The 23,712-nt window shown below is 49.5% G+C and carries 29 protein-coding genes and 9 tRNA genes; 21 read left to right on the top strand and 17 right to left on the bottom strand.

Features of this window, described 5'->3' with window-relative positions:
- Positions 1–21 precede the first annotated feature (21 nt).
- The 6 genes from HYW15_00950 to HYW15_00975 form a co-directional block, all read right to left on the bottom strand.
- A complete protein-coding gene (locus HYW15_00950) occupies positions 22–639 on the bottom strand; it encodes an ATP-dependent Clp protease proteolytic subunit (GenBank protein QQG42968.1) in 618 nt (205 codons plus the stop codon).
- Positions 640–722: 83 nt separating this feature from the next.
- Positions 723–1,052 (bottom strand): hypothetical protein, encoded by a 330-nt coding sequence (locus HYW15_00955; GenBank protein QQG42770.1) that lies wholly within the window; start codon positions 1,050–1,052, stop codon positions 723–725.
- An 81-nt stretch (positions 1,053–1,133) separates the two neighbouring features.
- Positions 1,134–3,161, bottom strand: coding sequence for a sodium-translocating pyrophosphatase (locus tag HYW15_00960; GenBank protein QQG42771.1), 2,028 nt, complete (start codon positions 3,159–3,161; stop codon positions 1,134–1,136).
- A 163-nt stretch (positions 3,162–3,324) separates the two neighbouring features.
- Positions 3,325–3,684 (bottom strand): hypothetical protein, encoded by a 360-nt coding sequence (locus HYW15_00965; GenBank protein ID QQG42772.1) that lies wholly within the window; start codon positions 3,682–3,684, stop codon positions 3,325–3,327.
- 242 nt (positions 3,685–3,926) lie between these two features.
- A complete protein-coding gene (gene nusA, locus HYW15_00970; protein QQG42773.1) occupies positions 3,927–5,156 on the bottom strand; it encodes a transcription termination/antitermination protein NusA in 1,230 nt (409 codons plus the stop codon).
- Positions 5,157–5,225: 69 nt separating this feature from the next.
- The gene (locus HYW15_00975; protein QQG42774.1) at positions 5,226–5,918 is read right to left on the bottom strand and encodes a hypothetical protein; all 693 of its coding nucleotides are present in this window, start codon (positions 5,916–5,918) and stop codon (positions 5,226–5,228) included.
- A 98-nt stretch (positions 5,919–6,016) separates the two neighbouring features.
- Between HYW15_00975 and HYW15_00980 the strand changes: the two genes are divergently transcribed.
- The 17 genes from HYW15_00980 to HYW15_01060 all read left to right on the top strand — a co-directional run bounded on the left by HYW15_00980 (position 6,017) and on the right by HYW15_01060 (position 17,863).
- Positions 6,017–6,973 carry a HAMP domain-containing histidine kinase gene (locus HYW15_00980; protein QQG42775.1) on the top strand — a complete coding sequence of 319 codons (957 nt, stop codon included), beginning with the start codon at positions 6,017–6,019 and terminating at the stop codon, positions 6,971–6,973.
- 22 nt (positions 6,974–6,995) lie between these two features.
- Positions 6,996–7,370: a response regulator gene (locus HYW15_00985; GenBank protein QQG42776.1), complete on the top strand. Its 375-nt coding sequence runs from the start codon at positions 6,996–6,998 to the stop codon at positions 7,368–7,370.
- 5 nt (positions 7,371–7,375) lie between these two features.
- Positions 7,376–9,130, top strand: coding sequence for a Flp pilus assembly complex ATPase component TadA (gene tadA / locus HYW15_00990; GenBank protein ID QQG42777.1), 1,755 nt, complete (start codon positions 7,376–7,378; stop codon positions 9,128–9,130).
- A 68-nt stretch (positions 9,131–9,198) separates the two neighbouring features.
- A complete protein-coding gene (gene cas2, locus HYW15_00995; protein ID QQG42778.1) occupies positions 9,199–9,819 on the top strand; it encodes a CRISPR-associated endonuclease Cas2 in 621 nt (206 codons plus the stop codon).
- 126 nt (positions 9,820–9,945) lie between these two features.
- Entirely contained in the window at positions 9,946–11,172 is a 1,227-nt protein-coding gene (locus HYW15_01000; protein QQG42779.1) for a type II secretion system F family protein, read from the top strand.
- Between the two features lie 2 nt (positions 11,173–11,174).
- Positions 11,175–11,621 carry a hypothetical protein gene (locus HYW15_01005; protein ID QQG42780.1) on the top strand — a complete coding sequence of 149 codons (447 nt, stop codon included), beginning with the start codon at positions 11,175–11,177 and terminating at the stop codon, positions 11,619–11,621.
- An 18-nt stretch (positions 11,622–11,639) separates the two neighbouring features.
- Positions 11,640–12,122: a hypothetical protein gene (locus HYW15_01010; protein QQG42781.1), complete on the top strand. Its 483-nt coding sequence runs from the start codon at positions 11,640–11,642 to the stop codon at positions 12,120–12,122.
- Positions 12,122–12,595, top strand: coding sequence for a type II secretion system protein (locus tag HYW15_01015; GenBank protein ID QQG42782.1), 474 nt, complete (start codon positions 12,122–12,124; stop codon positions 12,593–12,595). The genes HYW15_01010 and HYW15_01015 overlap by 1 nt, the downstream gene beginning before the upstream one ends.
- Positions 12,592–13,806, top strand: a complete 1,215-nt coding sequence (locus HYW15_01020) for a hypothetical protein (protein QQG42783.1) — start codon at positions 12,592–12,594, stop codon at positions 13,804–13,806. The genes HYW15_01015 and HYW15_01020 overlap by 4 nt, the downstream gene beginning before the upstream one ends.
- Positions 13,807–13,813: 7 nt before the next feature.
- Positions 13,814–14,872 (top strand): pilus assembly protein PilM, encoded by a 1,059-nt coding sequence (gene pilM, locus HYW15_01025; GenBank protein ID QQG42784.1) that lies wholly within the window; start codon positions 13,814–13,816, stop codon positions 14,870–14,872.
- 1 nt (position 14,873) lies between these two features.
- The gene (locus HYW15_01030; GenBank protein QQG42785.1) at positions 14,874–15,443 is read left to right on the top strand and encodes a hypothetical protein; all 570 of its coding nucleotides are present in this window, start codon (positions 14,874–14,876) and stop codon (positions 15,441–15,443) included.
- The gene (locus tag HYW15_01035; GenBank protein QQG42786.1) at positions 15,430–15,966 is read left to right on the top strand and encodes a hypothetical protein; all 537 of its coding nucleotides are present in this window, start codon (positions 15,430–15,432) and stop codon (positions 15,964–15,966) included. Before HYW15_01030 ends, HYW15_01035 begins: the two co-directional genes overlap by 14 nt.
- Entirely contained in the window at positions 15,963–16,241 is a 279-nt protein-coding gene (locus tag HYW15_01040; protein ID QQG42787.1) for a hypothetical protein, read from the top strand. The genes HYW15_01035 and HYW15_01040 overlap by 4 nt, the downstream gene beginning before the upstream one ends.
- A 27-nt stretch (positions 16,242–16,268) precedes the next feature.
- A tRNA-Arg gene (locus HYW15_01045) sits at positions 16,269–16,340 on the top strand.
- 433 nt (positions 16,341–16,773) lie between these two features.
- A tRNA-Ala gene (locus tag HYW15_01050) sits at positions 16,774–16,844 on the top strand.
- A 64-nt stretch (positions 16,845–16,908) separates the two neighbouring features.
- Positions 16,909–17,493 (top strand): RNA polymerase sigma factor, encoded by a 585-nt coding sequence (locus HYW15_01055; protein QQG42788.1) that lies wholly within the window; start codon positions 16,909–16,911, stop codon positions 17,491–17,493.
- A gap of 13 nt (positions 17,494–17,506) precedes the next feature.
- A complete protein-coding gene (locus HYW15_01060; GenBank protein ID QQG42789.1) occupies positions 17,507–17,863 on the top strand; it encodes a hypothetical protein in 357 nt (118 codons plus the stop codon).
- Between the two features lie 220 nt (positions 17,864–18,083).
- Here the strand turns inward: HYW15_01060 and HYW15_01065 are convergent.
- Positions 18,084–18,170 (bottom strand) — tRNA-Ser (locus HYW15_01065).
- A gap of 67 nt (positions 18,171–18,237) precedes the next feature.
- Here HYW15_01065 and HYW15_01070 point away from each other — a divergent pair.
- Complete coding sequence (locus HYW15_01070; protein ID QQG42790.1) at positions 18,238–19,467, top strand: DNA integrity scanning protein DisA nucleotide-binding domain protein; 1,230 nt, start codon at positions 18,238–18,240, stop codon at positions 19,465–19,467.
- 20 nt (positions 19,468–19,487) lie between these two features.
- Here the strand turns inward: HYW15_01070 and HYW15_01075 are convergent.
- Positions 19,488–19,574: transfer RNA gene (locus HYW15_01075), tRNA-Ser, on the bottom strand.
- Between the two features lie 19 nt (positions 19,575–19,593).
- Positions 19,594–19,666: transfer RNA gene (locus tag HYW15_01080), tRNA-Lys, on the bottom strand.
- Positions 19,667–19,729: 63 nt separating this feature from the next.
- On the opposite strand from HYW15_01080, the gene HYW15_01085 reads away from it, so the two are divergent.
- Genes HYW15_01085 through HYW15_01095 form a run of 3 tightly spaced genes read left to right on the top strand, consistent with a single transcriptional unit; the run spans position 19,730 to position 21,967 of the window.
- On the top strand, positions 19,730–20,206 hold the full coding sequence (locus HYW15_01085) for a DUF4446 family protein (protein ID QQG42791.1): 477 nt from the start codon (positions 19,730–19,732) through the stop codon (positions 20,204–20,206).
- Positions 20,196–21,623 (top strand): GTP-binding protein, encoded by a 1,428-nt coding sequence (locus HYW15_01090; protein ID QQG42792.1) that lies wholly within the window; start codon positions 20,196–20,198, stop codon positions 21,621–21,623. The genes HYW15_01085 and HYW15_01090 overlap by 11 nt, the downstream gene beginning before the upstream one ends.
- Complete coding sequence (locus tag HYW15_01095; protein QQG42793.1) at positions 21,620–21,967, top strand: ribosome-binding factor A; 348 nt, start codon at positions 21,620–21,622, stop codon at positions 21,965–21,967. Before HYW15_01090 ends, HYW15_01095 begins: the two co-directional genes overlap by 4 nt.
- Positions 21,968–21,972: 5 nt before the next feature.
- On the opposite strand, the gene HYW15_01100 is transcribed toward HYW15_01095, so the two are convergent.
- The 8 genes from HYW15_01100 to HYW15_01135 form a co-directional block, all read right to left on the bottom strand.
- A tRNA-Gly gene (locus tag HYW15_01100) sits at positions 21,973–22,043 on the bottom strand.
- A 23-nt stretch (positions 22,044–22,066) separates the two neighbouring features.
- Positions 22,067–22,148: transfer RNA gene (locus HYW15_01105), tRNA-Leu, on the bottom strand.
- A gap of 13 nt (positions 22,149–22,161) precedes the next feature.
- A tRNA-Cys gene (locus tag HYW15_01110) sits at positions 22,162–22,234 on the bottom strand.
- A gap of 4 nt (positions 22,235–22,238) precedes the next feature.
- Positions 22,239–22,324, bottom strand: a tRNA-Leu gene (locus tag HYW15_01115).
- Position 22,325: 1 nt separating this feature from the next.
- Positions 22,326–22,631, bottom strand: a complete 306-nt coding sequence (locus tag HYW15_01120; protein ID QQG42794.1) for a hypothetical protein — start codon at positions 22,629–22,631, stop codon at positions 22,326–22,328.
- A complete protein-coding gene (locus HYW15_01125) occupies positions 22,628–22,915 on the bottom strand; it encodes a hypothetical protein (GenBank protein QQG42795.1) in 288 nt (95 codons plus the stop codon). The genes HYW15_01120 and HYW15_01125 overlap by 4 nt, the downstream gene beginning before the upstream one ends.
- Before the next feature lie 9 nt (positions 22,916–22,924).
- On the bottom strand, positions 22,925–23,281 hold the full coding sequence (locus HYW15_01130) for a hypothetical protein (GenBank protein ID QQG42796.1): 357 nt from the start codon (positions 23,279–23,281) through the stop codon (positions 22,925–22,927).
- Positions 23,282–23,347: 66 nt separating this feature from the next.
- Entirely contained in the window at positions 23,348–23,710 is a 363-nt protein-coding gene (locus HYW15_01135) for a hypothetical protein (GenBank protein QQG42797.1), read from the bottom strand.
- Positions 23,711–23,712: the final 2 nt, after the last annotated feature.

The raw sequence follows: 23,712 nt of genomic DNA on the forward strand, positions 1-23,712 counted from the left end.
GGGGTGAATCAAGCGAACGATTTACTTTTTGTGATTTTTACCTATGACGCTTTTTGATTTTACGATTTCGTCAATGATGCCGTATTTTTTTGCTTCGTCGGGGTCCATGTAAAAATTGCGGTCGGCGTCGCGCTCTATGTGCGAAAGCGGCTGGCTGGTGTGGTGCGCCAAAATTTTATTTATTTTCTCTTTCACGTGCACAATGTGCTTGGCGTCTATGGCGATATCCGAGGCCTGCCCCTCCGTGCCGCCCAAAACCTGGTGAATCATCACCTCCGCGTTCGGCAACGCGTAGCGTTTGCCTTTGGCGCCGCCAGCGAGCAAAATCGCGGCGCCGGAAGCCGCAAATCCCACGCACAAAGTCGCGACATCCGGCTTTATATGCTGCATTGTGTCGTAAACCGCCAAAGTCGCGGATACCGAGCCGCCCGGAGAATTTATGTAAAGAAATATGTCTTTTTTCGGGTCCTGCAATTCCAAAAATAAAAGCTGGGCGATAATCGTATTGGCCACCGGGTCAATTATGGGTCCGCCCAAAAAAACAATGCGGTCTTTTAAGAGCCGGGAATAAATATCGTAAGCCCGCTCGCCGAACTGCTCCTTTTCTATGACCGTAGGGATTAAATAGGTGTTGTACATCTCGTCTTCCATAACGACAATATATCAGGTTTGGTTTTCTTTTTCAACACAAAAAAATGACCGCCGATCGGCGGTCCACTGCGCTAAGCAAGACGTTTTTCTTTTGTGAATCTGTCAGGAAATTTTTGGCGGAAACCCGCGCAACGGCCGCTTTTATTGATCAGCCAGCAGCGCTCATAAGCCAGTTCTTCATCGCGGATAAAATAGCCCGCTCCGTCGGCCTCCGCCCTGCGCCACGGACGCATCACGCCCCGCGAATCCGGTTTTTTAGGAAAGGGCCTAGCGCCGCAAAGCCGGTAGAAAATCGGGCGGGCTTGGGCGAACAGCTCCACTTTCTTGAAAAACCTACACTCCTCGCATTTGACTATTTTCCTTCTTTTAGAAGGATCGAACAACAAAACTTCTCCCGGCATGGCCAACCCTCCCGAGGTATAAGATTTACTTCTAATCAGAACATAGCATATATAAATCAAAAAGGGAAGCTTTTTTCGCTATTATTTCAAAAATGGCGCCGAAAGCAGAGCCACGATGTTGACTACTTTTATCATCGGATTAATCGCCGGGCCGGCAGTGTCTTTGTAAGGGTCGCCGACGGTGTCGCCGGTGACGGCCGCTTTATGTGCCTCCGAGCCCTTGCCTCCGTAATTGCCTTCTTCAATAAATTTTTTGGCGTTGTCCCACGCTGCGCCTCCCGAAGTCATTGAAATCGCGATGAAAAATCCGGAAATAATCACCCCGATTAAAAGCCCGCCCAATGCCTCGGCCCCCAAGAAAAATCCTGTAAAAATCGTGATTAAAATCGGCAAAAGCGCCGGCAAAACCATTTCCCGCAGCGCCGCACGCGTCACGATATCCACGGTGGCGGCGTAATCCGGCTTTTCCTTCCCTTCCATAATTCCGGGCCTTTCTTTAAATTGCCTCCGTACTTCCAAAACCACCGCGCCGGCGCTTTTGCCTACGGAGCGCATAGCCAAAGAGCCGAAAAGATAAGGAAGCATCGCGCCAATGAAAAGGCCGGTGATTACCAAAGGGTCGGATAGTTCAAAGACCGCGCTTTTGCCTGCCGAAACCAAATCCGAAGCGTAGGCGGAAAATAAAACCATCGCGGCAAGCCCCGCCGAGGCGATGGCGTAACCCTTGGTGACCGCTTTTGTGGTGTTGCCCACGGCGTCCAGCGGGTCGGTGACGGCGCGGACGCTTTTTGGAAGAGCCGCCATCTCGGCAATCCCGCCGGCGTTGTCCGTAATCGGACCGAAAGAATCAATCGCGACGATTATTCCGGTCATTGAAAGCATTGAGACGGCGGAGGTGGCGACGCCGTAAAGCCCTGCGAAAAAATAAGCCAGATACGCGCTGAAAGCGATGAGAAGAGCGGGCAGGACGGTTGATTCCATGGAAAGCGCGAGCCCCATTATTATGTTCGTCCCGTGGCCGGACTTTGAACTTTCAGCGACTGACTTAACTGGCCGGAATTTTTTTGAGGTGTAATACTCGGTAATTAAAACAATCCCCAAGACAACTGTGAGCCCAACCAGCGCTGAGAAAAAAAACCAGACGGGCGAACCGGGGATTTTTACGACGCTTCCAAAAAACTGCCAGCTGGAAGATTCTCCGGGTCTCACGACAAGCTCTTTTATTGCAATCCAAAACGCAGCCGCTGAAAGAATCCCGGAGGCCGCAAGCCCTTTATAAAGCGCGGCCATAATCCCTGAAGAAATTTTTACAAAGAAAAATCCTATTATGGAAGCCCATATCGCGAGTGAGCCCAAAACCAACGGAAGCAAAATCGCGGCCTCCGCCCCAGTAAAAACCGCGCCACCCAAAAGCATCGCGGCAATCAATGTTACCGCATAGGTCTCAAAAAGGTCGGCAGCCATTCCGGCACAGTCGCCGACGTTATCACCGACATTGTCGGCGATAACGGCCGGATTTCGCGGGTCGTCTTCCGGAATTCCCGCTTCGGTTTTTCCAACCAAGTCCGCCCCCACATCAGCAGCTTTCGTGTAAATCCCTCCGCCCAAGCGCGAAAAAACCGAAATTAAAGAACCGCCGAAGCCCACGCCCAAAAGCGCGGCCAGGTCCCGCGCCCACAGCCAAAACCCGGCGACCACCAAAAGCCCAAGGCCAACCACCAAAAATCCCGTGACGGCTCCGCCGCGGAATGCCAGAGCAAATGCCTTAGAAAGTCCGGATTTTGCGGCTTCAGCCACGCGCACGTTCGCCATCACCGCCGTTTTCATTCCCAAATAAGCCGCAAGCGACGAGGCCAAGGCGCCGATTACAAAACCTATTGCTATTAAATTTCCCAAAAAATACCAGAGCGCCAGCGCGACCAAAATGCCCACCCAAAATACGGACTTAAACTGCCTTTTTAAAAACGCACCGGACCCTACGCGTATTGCCTCCGCGATTTCCCGCATTTTTTCATCTCCCTCGGGCTCTTTTTTTACGGAGCTTCTTAAAATAAGAGCGAATAATATGGAAACAATGCTCGTCCCTATCGCAAAATATTCAATGGTCATAGCTTGTAGTATATAAATTTTTTACGAAAAAATCAAAAAGCCCCAGTATTGTTGCCTGAAGCTTTTTTCCAGATCCTCAGCTTATTTGTCCGAAACTAAATTTCGGACTGGCAAGTTTACTGCCTTTAACGTCGGTAATCTTGGTTAACCCGACGGTTGAGAGCTACGGGGTAGATGGGTATAGGGAGCGCCTTACCAACCTCACCTCGCATTGCGGCTTCTTTAGCACAAACTTCGGAAGCCGAATGTGGGCGAAGTCGAGAAGTTGAACCCCATACTCCGCGTAGCCCACCTCGTCAAGAATATGTAAAGCGTAGCCTTCGGCGAGCTTCTGGTCGTTAAAGACCCGCCGGCAGTCGCCAAAAAGCACGCTTACGTATTCCAAGGAGAGCTCGGGCTTCTCCTTCGGGAAATCGGGCTTGTACCAGAGGTTCTCAATCGCTTGCGCGTGAGCAACTCGGTACTCCTTTTTCCCCTCGGAACCCTTGGTTGCAAGGATATAGACGCCATTGTCTGCCGACATGGTCTGCTCCTTTCGGTTAAGGGACGCCCATTAGGTAAGCACCTTACTTACCTTTCCACTTTGGATTATAGCAAATTAAACTTATCTTGTCAAGCGTTTTTGGTGGTTTTTGGCGAAAAAAGGCCTAAAATAGCTAAAAACCCCTTATTTTAAGCCCGCCTTGCGTCGCATAGGCGAGGCAGGCCATTTTTTGGACTGGCTGATTTTGGATTTTAACGCCATTTTGAACACTTTTTAAGCTTTTACTCCGCCGCAATTCCTTCGCCTATAACTTCGCCTTCGGAGGTGGCTTCGGCGACGGTTTCGCCGGTGCGCGAGCGGATATCTATTTTGTAGCCCGTAAGTTTCGCGGCGAGCCGGACATTCTGCCCGCCCTTGCCGATTGCCAAAGAAAGCTGGTCTTCGCTGACGCTGATTTTGGCATGCTTGTGCGCTTCGTCAATTTCCACCTCCAAGACCTTTGCCGGAGAAAGAGAAGAAGAAATAAATCTCTCTTTGTCTTCCGACCACGGCACAATGTCAACTTTTTCTCCTCCAAGCTCCGCGATGACCGTTGTTACCCTGACTCCCTTTTGCCCGACGCAGGAGCCGACAGGGTCAATCCCTTCTTCTTTTGAGGCCACCGCGATTTTGGTGCGCGAACCGGCTTCCCGCGCCACGTTTTTTATCTCAACCGCGCCGGAGGCGATTTCCGGAACCTCAATTTCAAAAAGCTTGGCAACCAGTTTCGGGTGTGAGCGCGAAAGATAAATGCTGGGGCCCCTCGGCATCTTCTCCGCCCGCAAAAGCAGCACTTTTATCCGCTCCCCGATGCGGTAGCGTTCTCCTCTTACCTGCTCGTCCGGAGGCAAAACTCCGATAGTCCGCCCCAAATCCATGAAAACCAGCCGGCCCTCAACCCTCTGGACTATGCCGGAGATGACTTCTCCTTCCTTTTCTTTAAATTCGTCAAAAACCGAATCGCGCTCGGCCTCGCGGACACGCTGCAAAATCACCTGTTTCGCCGTCTGCGCGGCGATGCGCCCGTAATCTTCTTTGGATTCCAGCGGAAAAACCAGCTCCTCGCCCAGCGCGGCGTCTTTTTTGGTTTTTTTAGCGTCTGCCAGCATAATGTGCCGGTCTTCGTTGAACCTCACTTTTTTAACAACATCTCCATCCATCTCTTCCGAGGCAAGCTCCCTTTCGGGCAGTTTGCCGGACCGGAGCGCTTCCGCTCGCGCTTCTTCCTCTGCGGCAATTTCCTCCTCGGATTTTATCATTGACTCGTCCACGACCAATTTTACCTGCCAAAACTCCGTCCCGCCGGTGGCGGGATCAAACTTGGCGCGCACAATCTGGGACTTTTTTCCGTAGTCCCTTTTGTAGGCGGCGGCCAGAGCCAGGTCAATGGTCTCCATTATCTTCTCCTTGGATATGCCTTTTTCCTGGGCAAGCTGGTCCAAAGCCGCGTTAAAATTTTTGATGTCTAACATATTTTTAGTAAAAAAGCCCATCGTAATCATGATGGACTTATTCAATCCTAGCAAAGACAGGAGAGGATGTCAATACGATGGAATGGTCGCATTGAGCAAGAAATTGCCCTTGTGCTCAATCGCCCCACGCACTCGTTTAATGTAATTGTGAATGGCCTCCACCGGAAGCAAACGCGCGGTTCGCTCGTCTACGTTCTGTTTAGTCAGTTTATGTAAACACATCAAAACTTCTCCGCCCAGGTTGGCTGTAAGAAATGCTTTGAGATCGGCGCTTTCAAGATACGAAAACCCGCATTCAACACTTATTTCATCCATCCGCGCTTTTTGCCGCTTGCCGCTTTGACGAACCACGCGCTCGACTTTGTGTTCCCAAAGAACAAATCTGCCCGCCTGGGTTAGAAGAAGGCTTTTCTGCGTAACAAAACGGCAACCGAATTGCGCCCCTGCCTTGTTTTTGCCTTCAGCTTTGCGCCAAAGCTCGGACACCAAAGCGCAACATGTGTTGTTATTTAAATCGTTTCGTTGACAGGGCTCTTGTTTTGTATAGAAGTGAACTACTTCGGGAGAGGTTATACGAAAACTATCTCCCAACCCGCAATTAAGCATCTCTTCGATTGGCCTAAAACCCGAAAAGTGTTCGAGCCACGGGCGGTATTTGCTGAGGACTGTTTCTATAATTTCCAGCCATTCCTTCGGCCGCAGTTCTTCCGCGACTACTTTAAATCCCTCTAGCACCGCTTTTAGTCTGTCGGACGTATCCATTCCCAGACCTCCTTATTTGAAAGTACTGGTTTTATCCAGCCTATTACAAATTTAGCACGCGTAGCATTCAGAGTCAAATTCTTGGTATACTTATTTATATGGCGGGGAGATTTGTTGAGAGTTTGAATCTTAAAAAAACCTGCGCGGAATACCGGGTTGGGCTTTGGCAATGCCCGCAGTTTTTGTTTTTGATAATGGGCGTAATTATTATTTTGGCTATTTTGGTCACTTATGTTGTCGCCAGCCGCTACGAAGAGCCGGAAATCGCGTCCTTGGTGGTTTTGATTCTCACTGCGATTTTATTCGCCATCGGCAATTTGATAGTGCGCGCATTTGAACAGGTGGCGCTCGCGTCCAAATCCAAATCAGAATTCATCAGCATAATGTCGCACCAATTGCGCTCGCCGCTTTCGGCGATAAAATGGCAGCTGAATTTTTTGCTTTCCGGCAGTGAACGAAGCGGGCTGAAAAACGCGGATTCGGGCGCAGTCCAAAAATACCTGCAAATGGTGTATGATCAAAATGAGCGCATGATAAGCTCGGTAAACGACCTTTTGGAGGTAAACCGCATAGAGGATAACGACCTTATTCTGCGGCCGACCAATGTTTCTCTGGCCGAGGTGACCCGGAGAGTTCTTGAAGAATACAAAAACTTCGCCTCGGCCAGCAACGTTGAATTTGAGCTCCGCGCAGAGGACGGCCAGTCGGTGTTCGCTGACGAAGAAAGAATCCGGCATGTGATAGAGCATCTGGCGGACAACGCCGTCAGATACAGCCCCGGCGGGGGGAGAGTTTTAATAGAAATAAAGAAAACGGACGGCGGCATTTTGTGGCAGATAACCGACCACGGCGCGGGCATACCCAAGCGCGACCAAAGCAGGGTTTTTGAAAAATTTTTCAGGTCCGACCACGCATTGCGCTACCAGACCGAGGGCTCAGGCGTAGGGCTTTTCATCGCCAAATCAATTATAAAAAAATCCGGCGGGGAAATCGGGTTTTCCTCATCGCTGGAAAAAGGGTCGACATTTTGGTTCACCCTGCTCTACGGCAGGTAAACTTACCAGCCAAAATTTAATTATGAGAAAAATACTTTTCATAGAAGACGAAGAGTCGCTGCAAAAAGCCATGGGCGACATGCTGGAATCCAAAGGGTATTCGGCTCTGCGCGCCGTTGACGGCGAGTCCGGACTTGCGGCGGCAAGAAGGGAGGCGCCCGACCTTATTTTGCTTGATTTGATTTTGCCCAAAAAAAACGGATTTGAGGTTTTGGAGGAACTGAAAAAAGACCCATCCACGAAAAGCATCCCTGTAATCGTACTTACGAATCTTGAGGGCAGCGCTGAAGTTGAGCGCGCGCTTTCGTTGGGGGCAACCACCTACCTCGTCAAAGCCAACTACAAACTGGACGAGCTTCTCGCAAAAATAGAAACGGTTTTTAATCACCACTCTTAATTTAGATGAAGATTGAACAGCAGCAGCTAAAGGCCTTTTTGCTGGACTCCGAACTTGTAAAAAAAGCCGATTTGGAAAAAGCCGAGGAGGAGGCCAAAAAAAGCGGCAAAAAAATAGAAGACGTCCTTTTGGGGCTGGGAAAAATCACCGACGAGGAACTAGCGCGGCTCAAGGCGTATATTTTGGGGATTCCTTTTGCGAGTTTGGAAGGAGAAAAAATAGACCCGAAGGTGCTGGCGGTCATACCGGAGCCGATAGCAAAAAAACATAACATCGTCTCATTTAAAAAAACTGGAAATAATTTGGAAGTGGCGATGCTTGACCCTGAAGATTTGGAAACGATTGAATTTATAAAGAAAAAATCCGACCTCAAAATTCTCCCGCGCCTCACCGACATCTCCTCAATGAAATACGCCTTGGCGCAGTACCAAAAAAGTTTGGAGGCGGAGTTCGGAGAAATCATCAAGGGCGAGAGCGAAGCCCTAGCGACGGTTTCGAAGGAAGCTGGGGGAGAAGCAGCCGGAATTGAAGATCTTAAAAAAGCGGCCGAAGATCTGCCGATTGTGCGGATTGTGGACACTCTTATACGCCACGCCATTTTACAACGTGCATCCGACATACACGTTGAACCGATGGAAAAAGAGGTCGTGGTCAGGTACCGGATTGATGGGATTTTGCACGACGCCATGGTTTTGCCCAAACAGGTCGCTCCGGGAATCGTCGCCAGAATAAAAGTTCTCGCCAACTTGAAACTGGACGAGCACCGGCTCCCCCAAGACGGCCGGTTTAAAATTGAAACGGAAGAATACAAATACTCATTCCGCGTTTCCGTGCTTCCGGTTTTTGACGGAGAAAAAGTCGTAATGCGGCTCCTGCCGGAAAATTCGCGCGGCTTTACTCTGGAAGATTTGGGGTTGCATGGCGAAGCATTAGAACTTTTGCATAAAAATATCAAAAAACCATTGGGGATGATTTTGGCCACCGGCCCCACCGGTTCCGGCAAAACAACCACTCTTTACACGATTTTGTCTTTGCTAAATATACCCGGAGTGAATATTTCAACCATTGAAGACCCGATTGAATACCGCATGCCGCGAGTCAACCAAACGCAGGTCCGGCCGGACATCGGCTTCTCTTTCGCCACGGGGCTGCGCTCGCTTGTCCGCCAGGACCCGGACATCGTCATGGTCGGAGAAATCCGCGACACGGAAACGGCGTCCTTGGCCGTAAACGCCGCGCTCACGGGGCATCTGGTGCTCTCAACCCTGCACACAAACTCTGCGGCCGGGTCCTTGCCGCGGCTTTTGGATATGAAAATTGAGCCGTTTCTGATCGCATCAACTGTGAACGTCATAATCGCCCAGCGCCTCGTCCGTAAGCTCTACAAAGAACGGACAAAATACTCGCTTACGGAGGCGGAGATAAAACAGCTTGGAGAAAACGTGGACCTTGAAAGAGTTTTGGATTTTCTTAAAAAAGAAAAAATAGTTTCCGCTAAAGCGAGCTGGAAAGACATTCCATTTTATAAATCGAAGCCCTCAGATGAAGCTCCGGACGGATACTCCGACCGAGTGGGCATACACGAAATCCTGCAGATGACTCCGACAATCAAGGACTTGCTTATGAAAAACGCCACCGCTGACCAGATTGAGGCGGAAGCCAAAAAAGAAGGGATGATGACCATGCTTGAAGACGGCATTTTCAAATCCGTCCAAGGACTCACCACGATTGAAGAGGTATTCAGGGTTACCACGGAATAGGCGTAAAAATTCCTGGTTAAAATTCTTGATTTATAAAATGCGATCGCTTATTATAACACAATGATAAAATGGTAAAGACGACTAGATATAATCTCAAAAGTGGTGCGCTGGTTGAGAAAAAAAGTTATCCGCGATGGGAATTAACAAAAAAGATTCTGTTGGTGTTGGGCGGCGGCGCAATTTTATTTTCTTTAATGCTTGCGCCTAATACGGCGAGATTGCTTCAGATGTTTGACCTGGACGGAAAAGCCAGCATTCGCGAACGTTTAAGGCGCCGGGAGCAAATTCGCGGCGCCATTAAGCGTTTAAAAAAGAACCGGCTGGTGGAAATTTACCAAAAAGACGGCGAGGATATTGTGCGGCTGACAGAAACCGGCAAGAAACGGCTTTTAAAATACCAACTGGATAATCTGGAACTAAAAAAAACAAAATTTTGGGACAAAAAATGGAGAGTGATAATTTTTGATATACCGGAAAAAAACAAAAGGGCCCGCGAAGCATTCCGATTTCTCCTTAAAAAACTAGGATTTTATCAACTGCAGCGGAGCGTGTTTGTAAGCCCGTACCATTGCCGGGATGAAATTGATTTTATCTCGGAGGTTTTTGATATCGGGAAATGTGTCCATTATTTTGAGGCAACGTACTTTGATGACAAAGCCAAACTGGAACTTCAATTTCCTAATTTATAATAGATCATGAGCGCAGTGTCACGCGTCGTTGCATTTGGTTATAAAATGCGATCGCCTATTATAGATTAGTAAATTTTAGTAAATTAGTGAAGCAGAAAGCTTTAAAGCGTGATAAAATAAATCCGTATGCCAATCTATCATTACAGGGCGCGGGATAAGGACGGGGGAGACGTTGAAGGAAATCGCGAGGCGAAAGACCAATACGTCCTTGCGCACGCTCTCCGCGCCGAGGGAATGACGCCGCTTTTTGTTTCGGAGGCGGCGTCGGCCGGAGCAAAAAAAATCGCGCTCAAAAATTACATTCCCGCTTTTTTGCAGAGAGTCTCGCTGGAAGAAAAACTGAATTTTACCAGAAACACTGCCGTGATGATCGGCGCCGGGGTCGGCCTTTCAAAAGCGCTGGAAGTGATGGCAAGGCAGGCGCAAAACGAAAAATTCAAAAAAGTCATCGCGGAAATGGGAGAAACCATAAAACGCGGCAAGACCTTCTCGGAGGCGTTAGGAGAGCATCCGGACATTTTCCCTAAATTTTATCAGGAAATGGCCCGCGCCGGGGAAAAATCCGGAAAACTTGAGGGATCGCTGAAACTGGTCGCGCTACAGCTCAAAAAAGATTACGCACTTCGGCGCAAAGTCCGCGGAGCGATGGTTTACCCGATTATAGTCGTCATCGCCATGGTCGGCATAGGAATTTTAATGCTTCTGTACGTTGTCCCGACGCTGGTTTCCACGTTTGAAGAATTGAAAGTTGAGCTTCCTCTTTCCACCAGGTTCATAATTTTCATAAGCAAGTCAATTTTAGAAAGCGGTTTTATTTTTTTGCTTGGAGCGGCCATCTTGGGCTACCTCGCCTACCGCTTGGTAAAATCCTCCGGAGGCAAGGCGCGGATAGACTGGGTTTTCGCGCGCGCTCCGGTAATTGGAGGCATCAATCAAAAGTTCAACGCCGCGCGGACCTGCAGGACTTTAAGCTCGCTTATTTCATCCGGCGTTGAAATTTTGGAAGCGATTTCCATAACCAAGGAGGTCTTGCAAAACCATCTTTATCAAAATGTCCTGGAGGACGCGCGCGGCAAGATACAAAAAGGCGAAACGATAGCGAAAGCGTTTTTGTCTTCCGGAGACATTTATCCCCCGCTTGTCGGGGAAATGGTGGCGATTGGAGAAGAAACCGGCGAGCTTTCAGGGATGCTTTTGCGGCTCGCCGCTTTCTACGAAGGAGAAGTCGCGCAGGCAACAAAGGATTTATCAACAATCATTGAGCCCTTAATGATGATTATTATAGGAGCCGTCGTGGGGTTTTTCGCCGTCGCCATGATTTCCCCGATGTATAATTTAGTCGGAGCGTTTTAAACATGAAAGGCGCGACATTGCTTGAACTTCTCTTGAGCATTTTCGTGGTCGCTGTTATCGCCGGCATTCTGGTGTCGGCCTTTGGCGTGTTCCGCGAATCAAACGATTTGCGCGTCGCGCAAAATACGATTGTTGGCATGCTCAAAGACGCGCGTAGCCGCGCGATCGCCTCGGAAAGCAATTCCGTTTACGGCGTGCATTTTGAAACGGCCAAATCTGTCCTTTTCAAAGGCGCCGCCTACAACGTCTCCGACCCGGCAAACGAAACTTATACTCTCTCGCCCTCGCTCCAGATAAGCAATATAAATCTGGCGGGGGGGACGTCCGACGCAGTTTTTTCGCGGCTTCAAGGAACAACCACTTCTTTCGGAACAATCACTTTGTCTTCAAAAAACGCTCCGTCAAAAACCCGCGTTATAATCATTTATCAAACCGGCCTGGCGCAATAGTGTGCTAAAATAAAACCAATGAAACAGCGCGGGTTCGGGCTTTTGGAAATTGTCATTGCAGTGTCTTTAATCAGCGGGACGATTTTTTCTTTGGCCTTTGTTTTTTTGTTGGCGAACAAGCTGGAGGTGCGCGCTTCCAACCAGGTCCGAGCAAATTTTTTAGCCGAGGAGGGCCTGGAGGTTCTTCGCTCTTTGCGCGATAAATCCTGGTCGGACAATTTGGCGTCTCTCAACGCCGGAACCACTTATTATCTTTCTTTCAATCCGGTCAGTTCAAGCTGGAGCGTGACCACTTCAAACCCCGGGCTTATTGACGGCGTCTACGCCCGTTCTTTCGCCGTCGCCTCCGTGAACCGCGACGACTCTGACAATATTGTAAGCTCGGGCGGGACATTGGACCCGAACACGAAAGAATTCCGCGTCAGCGTTTCCTGGCAGGAGCGCGGGGTTTATTCCACGACGACCGTGAGCACTTATTTATCGGATATTTTTCAAAATTGATGCCGCGCGGGTACACAATTTTAGAAACGGTCGTCTACATCGGGATTCTCGCCGTAATAGCCGTGCTGGCGCTTGGCGCGATTCTTTCCGTATACCAAAGTTTTGCCAAAACGCAGATTGAAAGAAAGCTGGCCTTAAGCGGAGACGTCGCGCTGGAGACGATGGTAAAAGAGCTGCGCGCCGCCACGACCACCAGCCCCGCCGGCGTATTTGGCGCAAGCCCCGGCGCGCTGCAGCTGGGACCGAAAAGATTTTTCATTTCCGGCAGCACGCTTCAAGTAAAAGACGGCGCCGGAAGCCTGGAGAATCTCACCGCTTCCGATGTCACCGTCTCTGCTCTGATTTTCTATAAAACCGCTTCAACCAACTCCGAGATTGTCAAAATAGAAATGGCGCTCCAGGCAGGCAGCGGGATATTTTCAAAAACTAAAAACTTTTACGGCAGCGCAGTGTTAAGAGGAAACTATAAATGAAAAAGGGGCAAGCAGCACTAATAGCGGTGATTTTGATGCTGATTATAATGCTCTCGGCGGTTTTCGGGGCTTCAGCGGTCGCGCTCACGGAATCGCGCGCCGCCAACAAATCGCTCAATTCAAGATTTTCCTTTTTTGCCGCGGAAGCCGGGGTGGACGACGCGGTTTACCGGCTAAAGCGCGGCAAAAACCTGCCTTCGTCTTTTACCATTAACTTAAACGGCGCCTCGGCCCCGACGACGGTGGCAACCAACGGAGGGGTTAAAGAAATAAAATCAGTCGGGGCGTATTTCGGCGCAACCAGAGCGGCGCGGGCCACGCTTTCCAATTCAACCGGCGTTTCATTTTACTACGGCGTGCAGGTGGGAGAGGGCGGGCTTGAGATGGAGCAGAATTCGGAGGTCCGGGGAGCGGGCGGCGCGGCGGGAAGCGTTTATTCCAATGGCAATATTGAAGGCGAGAATGGTTCGACTATAACCGGCGACGCTTTTTTAGCGGGAGCTTCCACGATTTCGGGTGTGACGGTAGGTGGAAATATTCAAACTGGCCAATCGTCTTTGCCGATGCCGATTCCGGATGCCGTGATTCAAGCCTGGAAAAACGACGCGGCGGCAGGCGGAACCATCACTGGAAATTGCGGGGACAACGGCTCTCTGGGATGCAACATCGACAATAACGGCACGCTTCCTTTGGGTCCTAAAAAAATAAACGGCAATCTCGTTTTAACCAAAAAACAAACTTTAATTGTAACCGGAACGCTATATTTCACAGGCCACTTGGATATGGACAGCTCATCCGGCGCCGCAATAAAATGCGACCCGTCTTTTGGAACCAATAGCTGTATAGTGATTTTTGACGGCTGGATGCATATTAAAAATAATTCAGTCTTTCAGGGATCCGGAACTGCTGGAAGCTATATTCTTGTTTTAACTACCCTGCAGAATTGCAACGGACAAGACGGCGCGTCCGGATGCACGCATCACAATGCAGGCATAGATTTGCACAACAATGCCACTGGCGCGATATTTTATGCCGGAGATTCAATGATTAATTTGCATAACGGCGTAGGCGTTACAGAGCTTACCGCTTATAAATTACAATTGGACAATAACGCCGTCGTAACTTATGAACAGGGCTTGGCCAACGCTAATTTTTCTTCCGGACCCTCCGGCGGCTGGGATATTACCGGCTGGGCGGAAGTTGTGCCATAATCAATATATGAAAATCCCGATGCCGAATTTTTTAAAGCTCCCCATCTACGCTTTTGAGCTTTCGGACAGGTCGTACAAATATCTGCGGCTTGGCGAAGTGCGCGGAGGGACGGTTGTGAACGATTTTGGCGAAGGGGAAATTGCCGCGGGGGTGATTGAACACGGAGAAATCAAAAAAAGGGACGTGCTTGCGCCTCTCTTGAAAGAACTTTTTTTAAAAAAGGACATAAGGTTCGTGGCCGTTTCTTTGCCGGAAGAAAAAGGATTTCTGGAAAATGTCCAGTTGGCCGGAGTAAAAGAAGAAGAGATCAGGCAAGCGCTTGAGCTGCAGTTGGAGGAGCATATCCCCCTGCCTCCGGGCGACGTCTTATTTGATCACGAGCTTGCCCGCAAAGACAAAAATCATTTTGATGTGGTCATAAACGCTTTCCCCAGGACGCTCGTGGAAAGTTATCTTGATACTTTTTATTCAGCAGGCGCGCTGCCAACTTTTACGGAGTCGGAGCTTGCGGCCTCGGCGAGAGCGCTCATTCCGCAAAATTTCAGAGGCACCGCGATGGTTATAGACTGGGGTAAAACCCGCACCAGCTTCTATATAGTTGAGGACGGGCGCCTTCGCTTTGCCTCCACTATCAACATAGGCGGAGAGTCGCTTGATGCGGCCATCGCGAAAACCTTGGGCGTCAGCCAAAAAGAGGCGGAGAATTTAAAAATCAAAAATGGGTTGCTGCAGAATCAGGATTCCCTTCAGGTTTTCCAAGCCATCATCCCGACCGTGACGGCGCTTCGGGAAGAAGCGGAGAAATACATAAACTTTTGGCAAACACATTCCGAAAACAAAAAATTCCCGGAGAAAATTTTCCTCTCCGGCGGCGACGCCAATATGAAGGGGCTTGCGGAACATTTTGCGGAAGAACTCGGTGCGGAAACCGCCGTGGCGAATCCATGGGTCAATGTTAAATTTCCAAAATATTATCTGCCGGATATCACCAGGCAGCATGCGGTGCGTTTTTCGGCGTCAATCGGCCTTTCATTGGCGGCTAAAGAAAGAGAAGAAACGATATAATATGTATTTACTCACGCCGGCTTACGAAAAGGAGTTTAGAAAAGAAAAAATCGCGAGAGTCTCGGTAAGCTTTCTGGCTATGCTGATATTGGTTGCGGCGGCAGGTTTTATTTTCATGCTTCCTTCTTATTTCGTGTCGGTTTTTTCAAAAGATTATATTCTGCGGCAACTTAAAGCCGGGGAAGAGGTTTTCGCAAGAAAAGAATTCAAGAGTCTGGAAGAGCGGGTTGCCGGCGCCAACTCCCTGATATTTGCTTTTGAAAGAAACGAGGCCAAAAGATATCCGCTTTCCCCAATTCTTCAAAAAATCGCCCTCCGGACGCCGCCTGAAATCAGGATTGACTCAATTAACTTCGGCCGGGCCGGCCGAGAAGAAAACATATTCAGTTTCGGAATCCAGGGCGAGGCGGACTCGCGCGAAGACCTTTTGAAATATATTGAGGTTCTGCGGAGCATGGAGGAATTCGCCTCGGTAAATTCGCCGGTCACCAATCTGCTTAAAGAAAACCGCGCGTCTTTTTTCTTGGACATTAAAATTAAACCGGAGCGCTACAAATATGCAGAGGAGTAAAAAATGGTTTTGGGCCGCAGCCGCGCTGGAGACGCTGTTTTTGGCGGCGGTTTTGGGGTTCGGCTGGCTCACCTACGTAAAAATGTCCGCCGCTTCAAAAATAATTTCCGAGGCGGAGGCGAAAATGGCGGCTTTGGAGCAAAAAGAGCGGGAATTTGCGGCTTCGGAGGCGAACATAAAAGAGCTGGCCGGAGACATAGCCCTTTTGGAGAATTCTTTTTTGTCCGAGGGCTCGTTTGTGAAATTCATTGAGCTTTTGGAAGACGCGGCGCGGAAAACCGGCGTCAGGTTTTCCGCGCAAAACGCCCGCCTTCCATCCTCGGCCAAAGAAAAGGCCAGCATGACTTTTGAAATCACTGGCACCTTCAGAGTGGTTTTTAATTTCATTTCGCTTTTGGACAAAATACCTTACGCCGGGCTCGTGGAAAGCGCCTCCTTCTCTCCTAAAATAGAACAAGGGCAAAAGCGCACCGGGGAAATTACCGCCAAAATAAATTACATAATTTTTAACTACAATTTATGAATTTTAAGGAATGGATACCAAAAAGACGGGGGCCGATGACCATAGCCGGCATTTGGACAGCCGGAGTGGTTGCAGCGCTCGCCCTGCTCTCGGCGGCGCTCTGGGCGGATTTTCTGCTTTACAAAAATTTTGTTTCTGAAAAGGAAACGGCGGCGACGGAATGGAGCGCAGCCGCGCTCAAAAAAATCAATCTGGAAAGGGCGGGCAAAAAACTTCGCGAAGAAAAATCCTTTCTGGACAATCCAACATTCCCGTTTGTAGAAAGCCCTTTTTAGCGCTATAATTTCCTAGTTTGAAATATTCCCCTCGTAGCTTAACGGACAAAGCGGCGCTCTTCTAAGGCGTTGATGGGGGTTCAATTCCCTCCGAGGGGACAAGATAAAAATAAAAAGCAGGGGAGAATTCCCTGTCTCTCCCCTGTGAGTTGATGCGCCTTCAACGAGGCGCCATTGTTATCTTTTCAGCCCGGAGTATCTAATTCCGAGCCGCCTTCCTGCCTCCATCCTCGGTCGCCTTTTTGGGCGTGGGCTGGCGGTTTTTGAGCCGTCTGGTAGCGGCTCGTTACCATACAGGTACGCCAGTGCGACCTTACCCGAACGTGCCCATTACCAGACGGACGCGATGATCTCCGCTTTGTTGACCTTCGCCTTCTGCGTCAGTGCCAGCTGGAGACACGCGTCGGGTGCGCGTATGCGCTTCATAAAATCACCTCCTTCCGCTTTTAATTTTAGCAACTTGCCAGACGCAGTCAAGTTTGATATCCACAATAGAAATTGATAGAATTTTAATTATTTTGAGCGTGCCTGCGGGCCTATAGTTCAGTGGCAGAACGCATCCATGGCATGGATGAGGCGGGAGTCCGATTCTCCCTAGGTCCAAAACAATAATTCTTATATTTTGTCAAGGTGGCGAGATTTTAGCGTCGTGGTATTATAACTAATCATGTATTTGGAAGCCGAAAGGCCGTTAAATGAAATTCCCGACGAGGTGATTTTAAGAAAATCGCTTGCGAACCCGTCGCTTTTTTCCGTTTTGATTGATAAATACCAGATTCCTTTTGTAAGGAAAGCGCAGGGAATTGTGCATTCCAAAGACGAAGCGGAGGATATTGTCCAGGAGACCTTCACGAAAATTTATCTAAACGCCAGAAAATTCAAAAAACAGCCCGGGGTGGAGTTCAAAAGCTGGGCCTGGCGGATTTTGGTGAACACCTCGCTTACCCATTACCGCAAGCTCAAAAAGACCTTCGGCGACGTTGGGTATTTGGACGAAATTTTATCCGGAGACGAAGAGGCCGAGGCGCTTTTCGCGGTGGAAGACACTCTGGACAGGGACGAAAATATCGCCGGGGTCAGGGACGCCATTGAAAAAATGCCTCCCGAGGCGGCCGAGCTGCTACGGGCGCATTATGTGCAGGACCGCCCCTACGCCGAAATAGCCAGAAAACACGGCATTTCCATAGGGGCATTAAAGATGAAACTTTTTCGCGCCCGCAAGGTTTTAAAGGATGTAATCAAGGAAGTATAAAAGCATAAATAATATGGCTGCTAGCTTAAAAACAAAAATAATGAGGCGGGTTTACGCAATCTGGTTTGTCCGGAGGGTTTTGCCGACCGGTTTTGCCAGCGCGTTTTTCATGAACGTGGCGCTGAAAAAGACGGCAGAGCGCTTTTTCGTATCGCAGATTTTCGCGAATTTTTACGCCGTGGCGAAGGCGAATATCTGGGCTGTGCCGAATTTTATCGCTTCCGCTTTCAATAATGTTGAGCCGTCGGTTTTAGTGCTTATCTCCATCGCCGGCCTTCTAGGCTTCAGTTTGGCTATTGAGCTTTGGAGGAGCGTTCGCAGCGTTGCCGCGGGGGCGCAGCTTGCCGCATTAAGCGCGCGCAGCAAATAACGGCAAAAAATTTAAAAAAGGTCGGTTTAAAATCAGAAAACCTCCCCGATGGGGAGGTTTTCTTTGTTTTATTTTAGATTTAGATAGTACCATACTTTTGCTATCGCCGAAGTATGGTCATAAGAAGCAAGGACACATTATTTTAATTTCGGTAGGGGTGAGATTCCCCGCCTGCCAAAGCTGCGCTTAGGCGTTGCGGGCAGGGAACTCACGATCGGGGCGGAGGCGGGAGGATTCGAACCTCCGAGCCGCTTGCGCGGCTTCCGGTTTTCAAGACCGGTGCCTTCAACCGCTCAGCCACGCCTCCGCGCTCCAAACAAGTTTAGCGCGTTTTTCTTTCATTTTCAATAAAAGCGTTCTATACTCTAAATACTATGCCGTCTTGGTTTTTGGCAAACGCGATTTTTCCCATAACTTTTTCCCTTTGGGGGATAGAGGCGCGGAGCACCCTGGATATTTTGGTCGTGGCGGTTTTGCTCTACGCAGTTATTTTTCTTTTCAAAAAAGCCCACTCGCTTTTTTTATTCAACGGCGTCGGCATATTGGTTCTCATCTACATCGCCGCGCGTTATTTTGACCTTTATTTAACAAGCTTCCTCTTTAGTTTCTTTTTCGGATTTTTCGTGATTATTTTCGTAGTCGTTTTCCAGCGCGAACTGCGGCGGCTTTTTGAATGGCTCTCGGCATGGGGACACTTTTCCTATTCGCGGAGGGAGCTTGTTCCGGAAGCCGCGGCAAACCAAGTAATTCAGGCGGTGGAGCAGCTGGCGAAAACAAAAACAGGGGCCTTAATCGTCTTTCCCGGCAAAGAGCCGATTGACGTCTTAACCGAAGGAGGAATTTTGCTGGGCGGCCGCGTATCCGTTCCGCTGCTTTTGAGCATTTTTGATGCGTCTTCCCCCGGGCACGACGGCGCGGTGATTATTCAGGGAGACCGCGTCCGCGCGTTTGGAGTATATTTGCCGCTTGCCCTCAAGGCGGAGAAGTTAAAAAGTTTCGGAACCCGGCACCGGGCCGCCCTCGGGCTCGCGGAGCGAGCGGACGCGTTTGTAATCGCGGTTTCCGAAGAAAGAGGAACCGTTTCCATTGCCGAAGACGGGGTTCTTACCACATTAAAAAAGCCGGAAGAGCTATCCATTCGCATGCATGAATTTTTGCGGGCCAATTTGCTTGAAACGGACCTCCGCAAAAAATACTGGCATCCCTTCGTCAATTTAAGAGAAAAAATCATCGCCCTCCTGCTGGCCTCTTTTTTGTGGTATGTGTTTGCAGTTCAGCTGGGAGGCGGGACAATCACCCGCAACTTTGACGTTCCCGTGGAGTTTCGCGCTCTGCCTGCGGGATACGTTATTCAAGACGTAAATCCGATAGAGGCCAACCTTTCTCTTTCCGGAAAAACGCAGGACTTCAATTTTCTCAACGCCGAGCGCCTCAAAGTCGTCGTGAACGTTTCGGAGGCGAAAGAAGGAAAACAGCGCTTTACGGTAACCAATGAGAGCATCGTGAACGTCCCCGCCGCGCTTTCGGTGGCAAAGACCTCCCCGAAAACAATACAATTTAACATCAAAAAAATCCCTCAAGAAAAAGCAAAAGCGGGGAATTAAAAACGAACCAAATTCATTTTCGGAAGCGGGAGGATTCGAACCTCCGAAGCCCTTTCGGACTTACCGGTTTTCGAGACCGGCGCCTTCAACCGCTCAGCCACGCTTCCATTTAAATTATTTTGCCTGTCCGCCCAGTAGGAGTTGAACCTACAACCTTGTCCTTAAGAGGGACCTGCTCTGCCAATTGAGCTATGGGCGGATTAATTTTTAGATTATACATTTTTTGCCACAAAAATCAAAATATGGTAAGCTCTTTTACATAATGAATCAGCTGATTAATTTATTTGATAAACACGGCTTTTATTTTTTTCTCGGGCTTTTGGTTTTGAATCTTGCCGCTTTCGCGTGGGTGTTTGTGTTGCGCAGGAATTTCAAGAAAATCTTCGGCGGCTCTCCAACTGGCGGATTGGATTTGGAAAAAGTTCTGCTGGATTTAAGAGACCGCCAGAATTCCGCGGATAGAATTTTTGATGAACTAAAAGGCAGGATAAAGTTTTTGGAAGACGCTTTACCGAAAGACATCCGCAAGGTCGGGCTTGTCAGATACAACCCCTTTTCCGACGCGGGCGGCGACCAAAGCTTCGCTTTGGCGCTTTTAAACGACAAAAACGACGGCGTTGTAATTTCTTCTCTTTACGGAAGGGAGATGAACAGGATTTACGCCAAGCCGATACAGGGCGGCTCGTCGCAGTATCAATTAACGGAAGAAGAACGGACAGCCATACAAAATGCAAAATAGACCGCCAATTGTAGTCGTGATGGGGCACATTGACCATGGCAAGACAGCGCTTTTGGATTATATAAGAAAGACCAATGTTGTGGCCGTGGAATCCGGAGGCATTACCCAGCACATAGGCGCTTATGAAGTTGAACACGCCGGCAAAAAACTGACTTTTCTGGATACGCCGGGGCACGAGGCGTTTTCCAAAATGCGCTCGCGTGGGGCAGTGGTCGCTGACATCGCCATATTGGTTGTGGCGGCGGACGACGGGGTTAAGCCGCAAACGGAGGAGGCGCTGGCCACGATAAAAAGCGCCGGCATTCCTTTTTTGGCCGCCATAAATAAAATTGACAAGCCAGCGGCGGACCCGGAGCGGGTGAAAAACGAGCTTGCCAAAGAAGAAGTGTTTTTGGAAGGGCGCGGCGGAAATGTGCCCTTCGTTGAAATTTCGGCAAAGCAGGGCACGGGAGTGGACAAGCTCTTGGAGACCATTTTACTAATGGCCGAGATGGAAAACCTCCCGGCCGACACCAAAGCGTTCGCGGGCGGAGTGGTTATTGAATCGCACCGCGACCCGAAGCGCGGCGTGACATCCACTTTGCTCATAAGAGGCGGCACTTTGAAAAAGGGGGAGTATGTCGCCGCCGGAGGGGCGGTCGCCAAGGCGAGGATTTTGGAGGATTTCAAAGGAGACCCGATAGATTTCGCTGGCCCGTCTTCCCCGGTTTTGGTTGTCGGCTTTGACAAGCCGCCGCAGGTGGGCGCAGAGTTTAAGGCGTTTTTTTCACAAAAGGAAGCAATTGACGCCGCCCGCACCGCCGGAGAAAAACCCGCGCCCGGTTTCTTCCCGCCGGGAGGTTTTATAGGTCTTGTCATCAAAGCCGATGTTTCGGGCTCGGCGGAGGCGATTGAACACGAAGCGGCAAAGCTGAAAGATATAAAAATATTGCGCTCGGAAGCCGGCGAGGTGTCCGAAGACGACATCAAGCTTGCTTCCACCGCCGCGAATTCTTTGATTCTGGCTTTCAAGGTCGGGCTTTCATCAACCCTTCGCGAGCTTGCTTTGCGGCTGGGCGTGGAGGTGGCGCAGTTTGAAATCATATATGAGCTGGCGGATTTTCTTAAGAAAAAAACAGAAGCGCTCCTACCCAAAGAAGAAATAAATAAAATCCTAGGGCATGCAAGGGTGCTTAAGATTTTCAAGGCGGACGGAAAAACCCAGATAATAGGCGGTAAAGTTCAGGACGGCCTAATTCGCCGCGGAGCGGAATTCAGCGTTTTTCGCCGCGAGAAAAAAATAGGCGAAGGGAAAATCGAAAATCTACAGGAAGGGCGAGTAAACGCCTCCGAGGTTGAAGCCGGAAAAGAATTCGGGGCGCTTGCGAGCTCAAAGATATCAATAGCCGAGGGAGACATATTGGAAATTTTAGGATGATGGCGCACCAAGCGGAAAGATTTTCGTCTTTTTTGAAACGAGAACTCAACGGATTTCTGCAGCGGAACGCTCCGCATGATGAAGGAGTGTTTATTTCCGTTGCGAAAATTCACGCGCCCGAAAGGTCGGACAAGGCCGAGATTACCTTATCCGTTTTCCCGGAGAAAGCGGCGAAGGGAACCATTAAGTCCGTAAAAAAAATGGCTGGGGAGGCGCGCAAATATCTTGCTTCGCGCTCGCGCCGCCGGTTTATACCCAAAATAATTTTTTTGGTAGAAGAAGACGCGGAGAAAACGACCCGGCTTGAAAAATTGCTGGACGGCATGAAAAGTAAAAGCAACTGATTTTTTGCGGCCAGCGAGAATTGAACTCGCGTCTCGTCCTTGGCAAGGACGCATTCTACCACTAAACCATGGCCGCAGAATTATTATTTATTCTAGCATTGGGCAGGGTGGGATTTGAACCCACAACCCTTGCGGGATACGGTTCTAAGCCGTACGCGTATACCAGTTCCGCCACCTGCCCAAACAGAGTTCTTAGGCGCCGGAGGGAATTGAACCCTCGTATAGCGGTTTTGCAGACCGCCGCGTTAGCCACTTCGCCACGGCGCCGATTTGCCCGGGGTGGGATTTGAACCCACAAGCCCGAAAATGGGCCAAGGATTTTAAGTCCTTTGCGTATACCAGTTCCGCCACCCGGGCGTTAGGTTGAGACCGGCGGATTGAGTCCCTGACAGGACGATGGGGAGGGGATTGGGATGGAAGGACTCGTGCCAAAAATGGTCCTGTAAATTGCAAACGTGATTCCCCACATTGCCAGCATCGCAAAGAGCCCGACAATCCCGTAAATAATGTATTTTCGCCCTTCCGCCACCTTTTTTTCATCCCCGCCGGCAATGACATACTGGATTATTCCCCATGAAAAAACAACCGTGGCCACGATGAAAAGCAAGGCCTCCACCTGCCCCAAGACGACGACAATCCTGCAGATTATGGTTGTAATAGTCATTTAAAAAAGTTTTGTAAAACCGTGATAATGGCTTTGGCCGAGGCCATAACGACAAGGCCCAAAATTCCCCAAGTCATGTGTTTTTTTCCTCTGGCGCGGGTTTTGAAGCTCATTCCTCCGGATGGGCTTGCTTCCCCGGCGGAAGCCCCGGCGATGAACTCCACCACTCCGAAGAGAAATACCACGGCGGCCAAAGCAAAAAGCAAAGTCGTTATAGGGTCAATGAGCGACCTTTGCACGATACCAATAATATCATCTATGGTTTTGGCTTCGGCCCGCGGCATCGGCGCTTTTTAAATCTGTGGCCGAACGTCGCCCGGACCGCCGGGGATTACCCCGCCTCCGACTCCGAATTGCGCGACAATCGCCCTGACCACTCCCCAGATGGCTATCATGACGAAAAGTCCGACAAGCCCGAAGATGATAAATCTGCGGCCATCGGCCAATTTTTCCTCATCCCCGCCGGCGGTAACGTATCTGATAACGCCCCAAAGAAAAACAATGGTGGCGACTATCATAAGAATCGGGATGACCCGGTTCAAAACGGATTCAAGCTGTGCCAAGATAGAAGTCACGTTCGCCGCGTAAGCGAAGAGCGGCAAAGCAAAAGCGGAACTTACTGCGATTTGCGTTAGAGTTTTTTTATTCATAGTTTTATTTTAATTTATTTTTTAACTTTTAATGCTTATTGACTTTTTTTTCGACCTTTTTTAATTTTAAAGTTTCTTGGCGAAATCCACTATGGCGCTGGCGATGGCGTAAGCGCCCACCAAAAGCGCCGTTCCGACAATTGTCCAGTAAAAGGTTGATTTGGCTTTTTTGAGCTGTTCGTCGTTGCCCCTTGCCGATACGAAGAGAAACCCAGACCAGACAAGAAACACGGTTGCTAAGGGAATACCTATTTTAACCATAAGGTCAGCGAACCCCTTGACCACTGCGCCGAAAGACCCAGCGTTAATCGGGTTTTTAAGCTCATAAAACGGCTCAACGGCCCTCGCCCGGACTCCTAAATTCACCATAGCATAAACAAGGCCGAAAAGGAAGAACTTAGCGCGGTTTAGCATAGGTTTATTATACATAT

It is taken from the genome of Candidatus Giovannonibacteria bacterium, assembly GCA_016432405.1.
GTDB lineage: Bacteria > Patescibacteriota > Minisyncoccia > UBA11713 > 2-01-FULL-45-33 > MFHE01.

What these genes read in the sequence shown, in the direction of transcription:
- HYW15_01005 (QQG42780.1), top strand. Translation starts at nt 11,175, where the DNA reads ATGAAAGGCGCGACATTGCTTGAACTTCTCTTGAGCATTTTCGTGGTC.
- HYW15_01135 (QQG42797.1), bottom strand. Translation starts at nt 23,710, where the DNA reads ATGTATAATAAACCTATGCTAAACCGCGCTAAGTTCTTCCTTTTCGGC.
- HYW15_01035 (QQG42786.1), top strand. Translation starts at nt 15,430, where the DNA reads ATGCAGAGGAGTAAAAAATGGTTTTGGGCCGCAGCCGCGCTGGAGACG.
- HYW15_01000 (QQG42779.1), top strand. Translation starts at nt 9,946, where the DNA reads ATGCCAATCTATCATTACAGGGCGCGGGATAAGGACGGGGGAGACGTT.
- HYW15_01020 (QQG42783.1), top strand. Translation starts at nt 12,592, where the DNA reads ATGAAAAAGGGGCAAGCAGCACTAATAGCGGTGATTTTGATGCTGATT.
- pilM (QQG42784.1), top strand. Translation starts at nt 13,814, where the DNA reads ATGAAAATCCCGATGCCGAATTTTTTAAAGCTCCCCATCTACGCTTTT.
- HYW15_01085 (QQG42791.1), top strand. Translation starts at nt 19,730, where the DNA reads ATGAATCAGCTGATTAATTTATTTGATAAACACGGCTTTTATTTTTTT.
- HYW15_00980 (QQG42775.1), top strand. Translation starts at nt 6,017, where the DNA reads ATGGCGGGGAGATTTGTTGAGAGTTTGAATCTTAAAAAAACCTGCGCG.
- HYW15_00955 (QQG42770.1), bottom strand. Translation starts at nt 1,052, where the DNA reads ATGCCGGGAGAAGTTTTGTTGTTCGATCCTTCTAAAAGAAGGAAAATA.
- tadA (QQG42777.1), top strand. Translation starts at nt 7,376, where the DNA reads ATGAAGATTGAACAGCAGCAGCTAAAGGCCTTTTTGCTGGACTCCGAA.
- HYW15_01040 (QQG42787.1), top strand. Translation starts at nt 15,963, where the DNA reads ATGAATTTTAAGGAATGGATACCAAAAAGACGGGGGCCGATGACCATA.
- HYW15_01095 (QQG42793.1), top strand. Translation starts at nt 21,620, where the DNA reads ATGATGGCGCACCAAGCGGAAAGATTTTCGTCTTTTTTGAAACGAGAA.
- HYW15_01015 (QQG42782.1), top strand. Translation starts at nt 12,122, where the DNA reads ATGCCGCGCGGGTACACAATTTTAGAAACGGTCGTCTACATCGGGATT.
- HYW15_00985 (QQG42776.1), top strand. Translation starts at nt 6,996, where the DNA reads ATGAGAAAAATACTTTTCATAGAAGACGAAGAGTCGCTGCAAAAAGCC.
- HYW15_01125 (QQG42795.1), bottom strand. Translation starts at nt 22,915, where the DNA reads ATGCCGCGGGCCGAAGCCAAAACCATAGATGATATTATTGGTATCGTG.
- HYW15_00975 (QQG42774.1), bottom strand. Translation starts at nt 5,918, where the DNA reads ATGGATACGTCCGACAGACTAAAAGCGGTGCTAGAGGGATTTAAAGTA.
- HYW15_01010 (QQG42781.1), top strand. Translation starts at nt 11,640, where the DNA reads ATGAAACAGCGCGGGTTCGGGCTTTTGGAAATTGTCATTGCAGTGTCT.
- HYW15_01030 (QQG42785.1), top strand. Translation starts at nt 14,874, where the DNA reads ATGTATTTACTCACGCCGGCTTACGAAAAGGAGTTTAGAAAAGAAAAA.
- cas2 (QQG42778.1), top strand. Translation starts at nt 9,199, where the DNA reads ATGGTAAAGACGACTAGATATAATCTCAAAAGTGGTGCGCTGGTTGAG.
- HYW15_00960 (QQG42771.1), bottom strand. Translation starts at nt 3,161, where the DNA reads ATGACCATTGAATATTTTGCGATAGGGACGAGCATTGTTTCCATATTA.
- HYW15_01130 (QQG42796.1), bottom strand. Translation starts at nt 23,281, where the DNA reads ATGAATAAAAAAACTCTAACGCAAATCGCAGTAAGTTCCGCTTTTGCT.
- HYW15_00965 (QQG42772.1), bottom strand. Translation starts at nt 3,684, where the DNA reads ATGTCGGCAGACAATGGCGTCTATATCCTTGCAACCAAGGGTTCCGAG.
- HYW15_01060 (QQG42789.1), top strand. Translation starts at nt 17,507, where the DNA reads ATGGCTGCTAGCTTAAAAACAAAAATAATGAGGCGGGTTTACGCAATC.
- HYW15_01120 (QQG42794.1), bottom strand. Translation starts at nt 22,631, where the DNA reads ATGACTATTACAACCATAATCTGCAGGATTGTCGTCGTCTTGGGGCAG.
- HYW15_01055 (QQG42788.1), top strand. Translation starts at nt 16,909, where the DNA reads ATGTATTTGGAAGCCGAAAGGCCGTTAAATGAAATTCCCGACGAGGTG.
- HYW15_01090 (QQG42792.1), top strand. Translation starts at nt 20,196, where the DNA reads ATGCAAAATAGACCGCCAATTGTAGTCGTGATGGGGCACATTGACCAT.
- HYW15_00950 (QQG42968.1), bottom strand. Translation starts at nt 639, where the DNA reads ATGTACAACACCTATTTAATCCCTACGGTCATAGAAAAGGAGCAGTTC.
- nusA (QQG42773.1), bottom strand. Translation starts at nt 5,156, where the DNA reads ATGTTAGACATCAAAAATTTTAACGCGGCTTTGGACCAGCTTGCCCAG.
- HYW15_01070 (QQG42790.1), top strand. Translation starts at nt 18,238, where the DNA reads ATGCCGTCTTGGTTTTTGGCAAACGCGATTTTTCCCATAACTTTTTCC.